This window comes from Salibaculum halophilum (genome assembly GCF_002094885.1).
In the GTDB taxonomy this organism is placed as follows: Bacteria; Pseudomonadota; Alphaproteobacteria; order Rhodobacterales; family Rhodobacteraceae; genus Salibaculum; species Salibaculum halophilum.
Window position 1 is genome coordinate 21,919 of sequence record NZ_MSIT01000028.1, and the last position, 6,835, is coordinate 28,753.

Genomic DNA, 6,835 nt, shown 5'->3' on the forward strand with positions numbered 1-6,835 from the left:
GCCTTGCTGCGCACCTTGCGATACCAGCGCTTGTTCAGGGCCACAAACTCGGCCATCGCCCGGCCGACTCCACCGACTTGCCGCCCCTTGAGGAACAGGAAGCCCGTGAGCGGCTCGAGCTCAAAATTTGCCGAAAAATCAAGCCGTGCCCATATTTTCGCGAAAGCGTTGACGCAATATCCACCGGCAACGTATAAGTTCCCAGAATGTTCACGGGGAGTAGTGATGTGAAACTGACGAGTATCGACCTGTTCTGCGGAGCTGGAGGTTTGAGCATCGGGCTTGAGCGCGCGGGGTTCACGTCAGTCATGGGCCTCGATACGAACAGCGATGCGATTTCGACCTACAGGCAGGCGTTTCCAGACGCTGAGACGGTAGAACAGTCAGTTGCCGGATACGACTTCCGCCAATGGCGGGGCGTCGACTTGGTTGCAGGCGGACCGCCGTGTCAGCCGTTTTCGAACGGCGGAAAGAGGTTTGCCGCGAACGATGACCGCGACATGATCCCCGAGTTTGCGCGCGCCGTTAACGAGATCATGCCCCGCGCCTTTATAATGGAGAACGTGGCGGGTCTGCTTGCGCCCCGCAATCGCGAATATTTGGGCAAAATCCTCTCGCTCTTTTCCGACGGTTACACAATGCTCTCGCCGCGCCTTGTCAACGCGGCGGATTACGGTGTGCCCCAGAAGCGCGTTCGGGTCGTACTGATCGGACTACTCAATGGCGGCATCGACTTTCCTTCGCCCACGCACACACCCGGGCGATACGTCACAGCAGGGTCGGTATTGCGTCGCGGCGAAATACGGGGGCAGCCGAACCCGTCTAAAGTGGTCTACGCGAAAAAACCTGACCTGCGCCCAAGTCCATTCGCTGGTCAATTGTTCAATGGCGGAGGACGCGCGATCAACCTTAATCAGCCTGCCCCGACTATCCTTGCCTCCGCTGGCGGTAACAAGACGCACTTCATTGACGAACTCGACGGCGTTCCGCCCTACCACAAGCACCTGTGGGACGGTGGCAAGCCGCGCTGCGGCGAATTCGATGGCGGACGACGCATCACCGTTCTGGAGTCCGCGCTGCTGCAAACCTTCCCGGCTGACATGCTGTTCTCGGGATCGCGCAGTTCCCAATACGCACAAATCGGCAATGCCGTGCCTCCACGACTTGCGAAAGTCATAGGCGCATCAGTCGCCCGCGCGCTCCACTAGGTTCGCCGACTGGAGACGGCGAACAAGCTCGTTCACGCGCTCGGTTTCGGGCTGGTATCGGTCGAGATATTCATAAAGCCGCACAAGTGCCTCCGCGCGCTGCGGACGGGTTAGAACAGCTGTCAGCACCTCGACGGCTTGCCGAACGTCCAGTACAGTGATATCCTCAGCTAGCTGGTTCAGGCGCTCGTTAGCAGAGGCACGGTCGCATTCTGGCCTGTTCGCCACAATATGGAGGCGCGACAGATCGTTATCGCGGATCGACTTTGATGCGCCGTCGATCTTCTTCGTCCAGTTGTTCGCCGTGACTTCGAAGGCCTCGATTGCACGGCCACCCGTGGCGATCTGAACATCGCCCGCGGCGAACGAACTTCGATCTGAAGCGTTCAGGCTTTTGGTCTCTACGCGCACTTGATCGGCCGCATGGTTCGCCACCAGCGTGTGCAGCAGCGCCGCAAACGTGAACTGCTCGTATGCGCCGCCAGACGGGACGCCCAGAAGAGCAACCAGCAGGTCAGTCGTCTTGGCGAAGGTCAAAGCGCTCCGGTTCAACTGCGGCATCGGCAGGACCGGGCGCGCAGTGGCGGCGACGGCCGCGCACGCAAAACCCAATGCGGAAGCTCTCTCGGCCTGTCCCGCGCCGTTTGCCCAGTGCAACAGTCGGTCAAACTCGGCGACGTTTCCACGGGCCAGACGGTCCGTGTTCTTGGCAATGTTCTGGTAAGCGTCCTTCACCGCCGTGATGTGCCGTTCCGCGAGAAACACGCCGAGTTGCTGCGCGACGCCTCGCGCGCCTTCGGGTCGCCGTGTAAGGTCAAGGTCGGCGTCGATCAGGGCATATCCGAGTTGGATCAGCACGCCGTCGCGATAGCTGATTCGCCGGTTGGCAAGAACGTGATCAAGGTCAGCAACCACCGCTGGCGGAAGCGCGCCCCGAGCATTGGCGATTGTTGTCGCCCCGGCATTCGGGTCAGCGATGAACTGGTCGACTAAAGTGAACACGCGGTCGCGCGCGTCGGTTCCTGTACTCATGTCGCGATTTTAACTCATTCCCTCAACGAGAAGCGAGCCGAAACGGACATTTGTGTGCCCGGTTGACACCCACCCCGGGCGGCCCTTTTCGATTCGGTAGGGGCCTCAGCGCGGCCCATCGCCGGCCTTGCTGCGCACCTTGCGATACCAGCGCTTGTTCAGGGCCACGAACTCGGCCATCGCCCTGCCGACTCCGCCGAATTGCCGCCCCTTGAGGAACAGGTAACCCGACAGCGCCCCGAGGGCCGCGCCGAGGGTGTCGATCATCAGGTCGGTCATGGTGTCGTCCAGCCCAGACTTCTGCATGTTCATGCCGAACACCTGGTCCATGCCGTATTCGAAAATCTCCCACAGCGCGCCGATCGCCAGGGCGACTGCCGCCGACAGCATGGCAAGCGCCCAGGGCGGCGCGGCATAGCGGTCGCCCTCGAACAGCATGAAGATCATCAGAAACGCCATGGCCGCGATACTGAGCGCCGACAGGAAGTGCAGCACCACGTCCCACCACCAGAATCGTTCGTAGAAATCCGCCACCTCGCCAAGGAAAAGCGTGGCGAACAGGAAGATCACGATGACCGAGAGGATCGAGCCGGGCAACTCGAGGCCGAAGAACCGGGCGAACCGGGCGGGCGCGAATGTCAGCGCCAGGGTGACCGCGGCCACGAAGACCGGCATCCACTGGCCCGTGGCCAGGCCGGTCACGATCTCGACAATCAGCACGCCCTGGATCACCAGGACCAGCAGCGGGCCTCGCGGGCGCATGATGGGGCCTCCGAAACGGGTCTGTCGTGTCCTATATAGGATGCATGACACGATCCGAACCCCTCAGGCTGGCCAGCTACAATATCCGCGCCGGGCTTGGCACCGACCTGCGGCGCGATCCGCTGCGGGTGCTGGGCGCCATCGCCGCGCTCAAGGCGGATATCGTGGCGCTGCAGGAAGCCGATCACCGCCTGGGCCGCCGCCCCGCCGCGCTGCCCCGTGACGCCATCGCGGCGCAGACCGGCCTGCGCCCCTGGCCGGTGGGCGAATCCGCCGACAGCCTGGGCTGGCACGGTATCGCGCTTCTCGCCCGGCCGGACCTGGTGCCCGCGGCCCTGCACCGCGTCCCCCTGCCCGGGCTGGAGCCGCGCGGCGCCGTCATCGCCGACCTGCCCCAGCTGCGCGTGGTCGGCGTGCACCTGGGCCTTCTGCGGCGCAACCGTCGCCAGCAGCTCGACCGGATCCGCGAGGCGCTGGAGGGTCTGCCGGCCCGGCCCACGGTGATTTTGGGCGATTTCAACGAATGGAGCCGGAAGACGGGCCTCGGCCGCCTCGCCCGGCACTACACGGTGCTGACACCCGGGCGCACCTTTCCCGCCACCCTTCCAGTGGGGGCGCTGGACCGCATCGCCCATTCGGCAACCCTGCGCGTCACCCCGCTCGACATCCCTGCGCGGGCCAAGGGGCCGCACCCGTCCGACCACCTGCCGATCCTGGCCGAGGTGGGGCCGGTGTGAGGGGTGGGGACGGGCTTGCAAAGGAATTGGAAACTGGGCGTCGCGCGAATAGCGCCGAAGGCGCCGCGCGATCGGTCATGCCAGAGGCATGCTTCCAGCATGACGATGCGCGGCGGGCTTCGCCCTCGATTCCGCGCGGGAGCTGCACGGCCCCATGACCACATCGGGCTCACGTCGGCCCTCGGGCCGCGTTCGGACCAGTCCCGCCCGACCACGCGGCCCCCTACCGGAACGGGTACATCCAGGGCTTGTAGTCGTCGATCAGCACCTCGGCGCGGGCGCGTTGGTCTTCGGTCATGCGCGGGGTCAGGTCCTCGATCGAGATCAGCGCGTCGGGGTCGCCGCCGATGGCCGACAGCCCGTACCACAGGTAGGCGCGCACAAGGTCGGGTTCGGGGATACCCCGGCCCACCTCGTAGTACCAGCCCAGCCCCGACTGCGCGCCGGGATGCCCCTTGAGCGAGGCGCGCAGGTACCACTCGAAGGCGCGTTCGTCGTCGCGCTCCACCCCGAGGCCCAGGGCATACATCACCCCGATCAGTTCCTCGGCATCGGCATTGCCCGACCGCGCCAGCACCCGGAACTGGTCCATGGCGGCATCGAATTCGTTCGCCTCCATCAGGTCGCGCGCCTCTTCGAGGTCGGCAGCGGAAACGGGGGTTGAGACAGTCGTGAAAACTGCCAGTATCAGGGCATGAACACCGGGGGTTCCACGGACTTGCCAAAGCTGTCGCATCTCGTCCTCTCAGTCTGTGTCACGATCTGCGGGGCGGCACGGGCCGACCCGATCTCGCTGGATGATTTCGTGCAGGCGGACCCGGCGCAAGCCCGGATCGGGCAATTGCTGTTCTATGACCCGGTCCTGTCGGGCAACCGCAATATCTCCTGCGCGACCTGCCACCATCACGAGCACGCGGGCGGCGACGGGCTGAGCCTCGGCATCGGCGAGGGCGGCACGGGGCTGGGCCCCGACCGCACCCCCGGCGCGGGCGAGAGCCGCATCGCCAAGCGCATCCCGCGCAACGCCCCCGCGCTGTGGAACCTCGGGCACAAATCCGTCGACGTGCTGTTCCACGATGGGCGGCTGGAGGTCTCCGACCAGTTCGGCAACGGCTTCGACACCCCGGCCGAGGAGTGGTTCCCCGAAGGTCTCGACAATATCCTCGCCGCGCAGGCACTACTGCCGCTGACCTCGGAATTCGAGATGGCCGGCAACGTCGGCGAGAACCAGGTCATCGGCGCGGTGCGCGACCGCATCGACCTGGGGTGGCCGATCCTGGCCAAGCGGGTGCGCACGATCCCCGAGTATGGCGAAATGTTCGTCGCGGCCTTCGACCATATCGACCACCCCGGCGAGGTGACCATCGTCGAGATCGGCAATGCCATCGGCGCTTTCGTCGCCTCGGAATGGATCAGCATCGACAGCCCCTACGACGCCTGGCTGGCCGAGGGCACCCCGCTTCGGGCGGATGCGGACCGGGGCCGGGAACTGTTTTTTGGCAAGGCCCGCTGCGCGACCTGTCACTCGGGGCCGCTGTTCACCGACCAGGAATTTCACGCCCTGTCCCTGCCGGCCTTCGGGCCGGGGCGCACGCGCAAGTTCGACCAGGTGGCGCGCGACGTCGGCCGGATGGGCGCGACCGACCTGCTGGAAGACGCCTACCGGTTCCGCACGCCGCCCTTGCGCAACGTCGCCCTGACCGCGCCCTACGGCCACAACGGCGCCTTCCCGACGCTAGCGGGCATGATCCGCCACCACGCCGACCCCCGGGCCAGCCGCGCGGCCTGGCAGCCCGACCAGGCGCACCTGCCCGAGGTGCCCTGGCTGGCCGCCTCGGATTTCGCGATCCGGCAGGACTGGCTGGAGATGCGCCGCCAGCGGGCGCGGCTCGACATCCGGCCCGTGGCCCTGACCGAGTCCGAAATCGCCGACCTCGTCGCCTTCCTGGAGGCGCTGACCGGGGACACGGTCGCCGACCGCCCCCTGGGCGTGCCCGACAGCGTGCCCAGCGGATTGCCCGTTGACTAGTGTCGCGGCCTGACGGGCACGTCTTGGCCCGCGCTGTTCGGAGGTGGCCCGAGGGGCGGCTTGGCACGGGGTGCTGCCGTTGCAGAAACGTGAACCTCAGTCGCGCTTCCAGACGCGATAGGCTCGAAGCTAACGCAAATCCGGCTTCCAAAATGCTATGGTGCGGCGTAACACAGCGGTCATCAGGCTGGGACCAATGTGTTCACAAGCGTCGCAGCAACCTTAGACCTGGTGCCGACCCTCATTCTTCTCGAAAACCGAAGCAATGAACTGCGTCGCCACAAAGACTATGTTGCGTCCTGTCGCATCCGAAACGTCCCAAGCAGCGCCGACGTCTTGGTCAACACCATGGTCAGCTGCGTTTCGACTGTGACCAATATACTTGCCGATAAACTGGAGCTTCTTTGGCAGATGCCCTTGCTGCTGGAGCTTGTCTAGCTTCCCATTGATCCCAGTCGTATCGTGAAGGTTTGCGCCGCATTCCTGTGCGTAGCTATCTAAGAAACTGTCGATGGCATTCCCTGAATGTAAAACTGCTTCGCGCCCTGCATTGCCGCCTGAAGCATGTCTCAGCGCTGTCGCCAGTGGAACGATCACGCTAGCATGGTCTACCCAGTCTGCGGCGTTGGAGCCAATCTCTTCCCGCACTTTGAAAATTGCCGCTGCTTCTTCTCCGCTTCCTGCCGCGAGTTCTGCGAGAAGGTTACTCATGCTTTTGTTATCGCGCTCATAGCTGTTACCTTGACTGACGAGCAGAGCACCGCTGAAGGTAGCCAAGCTTAAAAGGGTATATTTGATTTCTTCCCGATGACAATTGAGGTCAAGTCTGGCTTTTGTCCTAGTTGCTGCGGCTGACGCGTCGGCAGTTGCTTCAAGCTCTTCGCGAAAAATCTGGAATGGCTCAAATGACTCTATGGTCACGCGCAGCACCGCTGCCCGTTCGTTCTCTTGCGGCGTGCGAAGTAATTTACATAGTGGGCTTGCCGGGCGAAAGACGTCGCCTGACTTTGCGACCAATCCCAAGTCTTCGGCCAGAGCCAATGCATTGTCGGTCAAGTTTCCGGGAG

7 protein-coding genes are annotated in these 6,835 nt (G+C 64.1%); 3 read left to right on the forward strand and 4 right to left on the reverse strand.

The features are described 5' to 3' along the window. Positions 1-227 precede the first annotated feature (227 nt). Positions 228-1,208, forward strand: a complete 981-nt coding sequence (locus BU124_RS12920; RefSeq protein ID WP_218775107.1) for a DNA cytosine methyltransferase — start codon at positions 228-230, stop codon at positions 1,206-1,208. Here BU124_RS12920 and BU124_RS12925 read toward each other — a convergent pair. Continuing rightward, positions 1,185-2,240 carry a hypothetical protein gene (locus tag BU124_RS12925; protein WP_084863994.1) on the reverse strand — a complete coding sequence of 352 codons (1,056 nt, stop codon included), beginning with the start codon at positions 2,238-2,240 and terminating at the stop codon, positions 1,185-1,187. The genes BU124_RS12920 and BU124_RS12925 overlap by 24 nt on opposite strands. A 105-nt stretch (positions 2,241-2,345) precedes the next feature. Next, on the reverse strand, positions 2,346-3,002 hold the full coding sequence (locus BU124_RS12930; protein ID WP_084863995.1) for a DUF2238 domain-containing protein: 657 nt from the start codon (positions 3,000-3,002) through the stop codon (positions 2,346-2,348). 44 nt (positions 3,003-3,046) lie between these two features. Between BU124_RS12930 and BU124_RS12935 the strand changes: the two genes are divergently transcribed. Further along, positions 3,047-3,739: an endonuclease/exonuclease/phosphatase family protein gene (locus tag BU124_RS12935; protein WP_084863996.1), complete on the forward strand. Its 693-nt coding sequence runs from the start codon at positions 3,047-3,049 to the stop codon at positions 3,737-3,739. 223 nt (positions 3,740-3,962) lie between these two features. On the opposite strand, the gene BU124_RS12940 is transcribed toward BU124_RS12935, so the two are convergent. Next, complete coding sequence (locus BU124_RS12940) at positions 3,963-4,358, reverse strand: tetratricopeptide repeat protein (protein WP_245831697.1); 396 nt, start codon at positions 4,356-4,358, stop codon at positions 3,963-3,965. A 75-nt stretch (positions 4,359-4,433) separates the two neighbouring features. Here BU124_RS12940 and BU124_RS12945 point away from each other — a divergent pair, with 75 nt between their 5' ends. Then, positions 4,434-5,768, forward strand: coding sequence for a cytochrome-c peroxidase (locus BU124_RS12945; protein ID WP_084863997.1), 1,335 nt, complete (start codon positions 4,434-4,436; stop codon positions 5,766-5,768). Between the two features lie 222 nt (positions 5,769-5,990). Here the strand turns inward: BU124_RS12945 and BU124_RS14625 are convergent. Further along, positions 5,991-6,835, reverse strand: an 845-nt coding sequence (locus tag BU124_RS14625; protein ID WP_218775108.1) for a hypothetical protein, incomplete at its 5' end; no start/stop codon positions are given.

What these genes read in the sequence shown, in the direction of transcription:
- BU124_RS12945 (WP_084863997.1), top strand. Translation starts at nt 4,434, where the DNA reads ATGAACACCGGGGGTTCCACGGACTTGCCAAAGCTGTCGCATCTCGTC.
- BU124_RS12925 (WP_084863994.1), bottom strand. Translation starts at nt 2,240, where the DNA reads ATGAGTACAGGAACCGACGCGCGCGACCGCGTGTTCACTTTAGTCGAC.
- BU124_RS12940 (WP_245831697.1), bottom strand. Translation starts at nt 4,358, where the DNA reads ATGGAGGCGAACGAATTCGATGCCGCCATGGACCAGTTCCGGGTGCTG.
- BU124_RS12930 (WP_084863995.1), bottom strand. Translation starts at nt 3,002, where the DNA reads ATGCGCCCGCGAGGCCCGCTGCTGGTCCTGGTGATCCAGGGCGTGCTG.
- BU124_RS12935 (WP_084863996.1), top strand. Translation starts at nt 3,047, where the DNA reads ATGACACGATCCGAACCCCTCAGGCTGGCCAGCTACAATATCCGCGCC.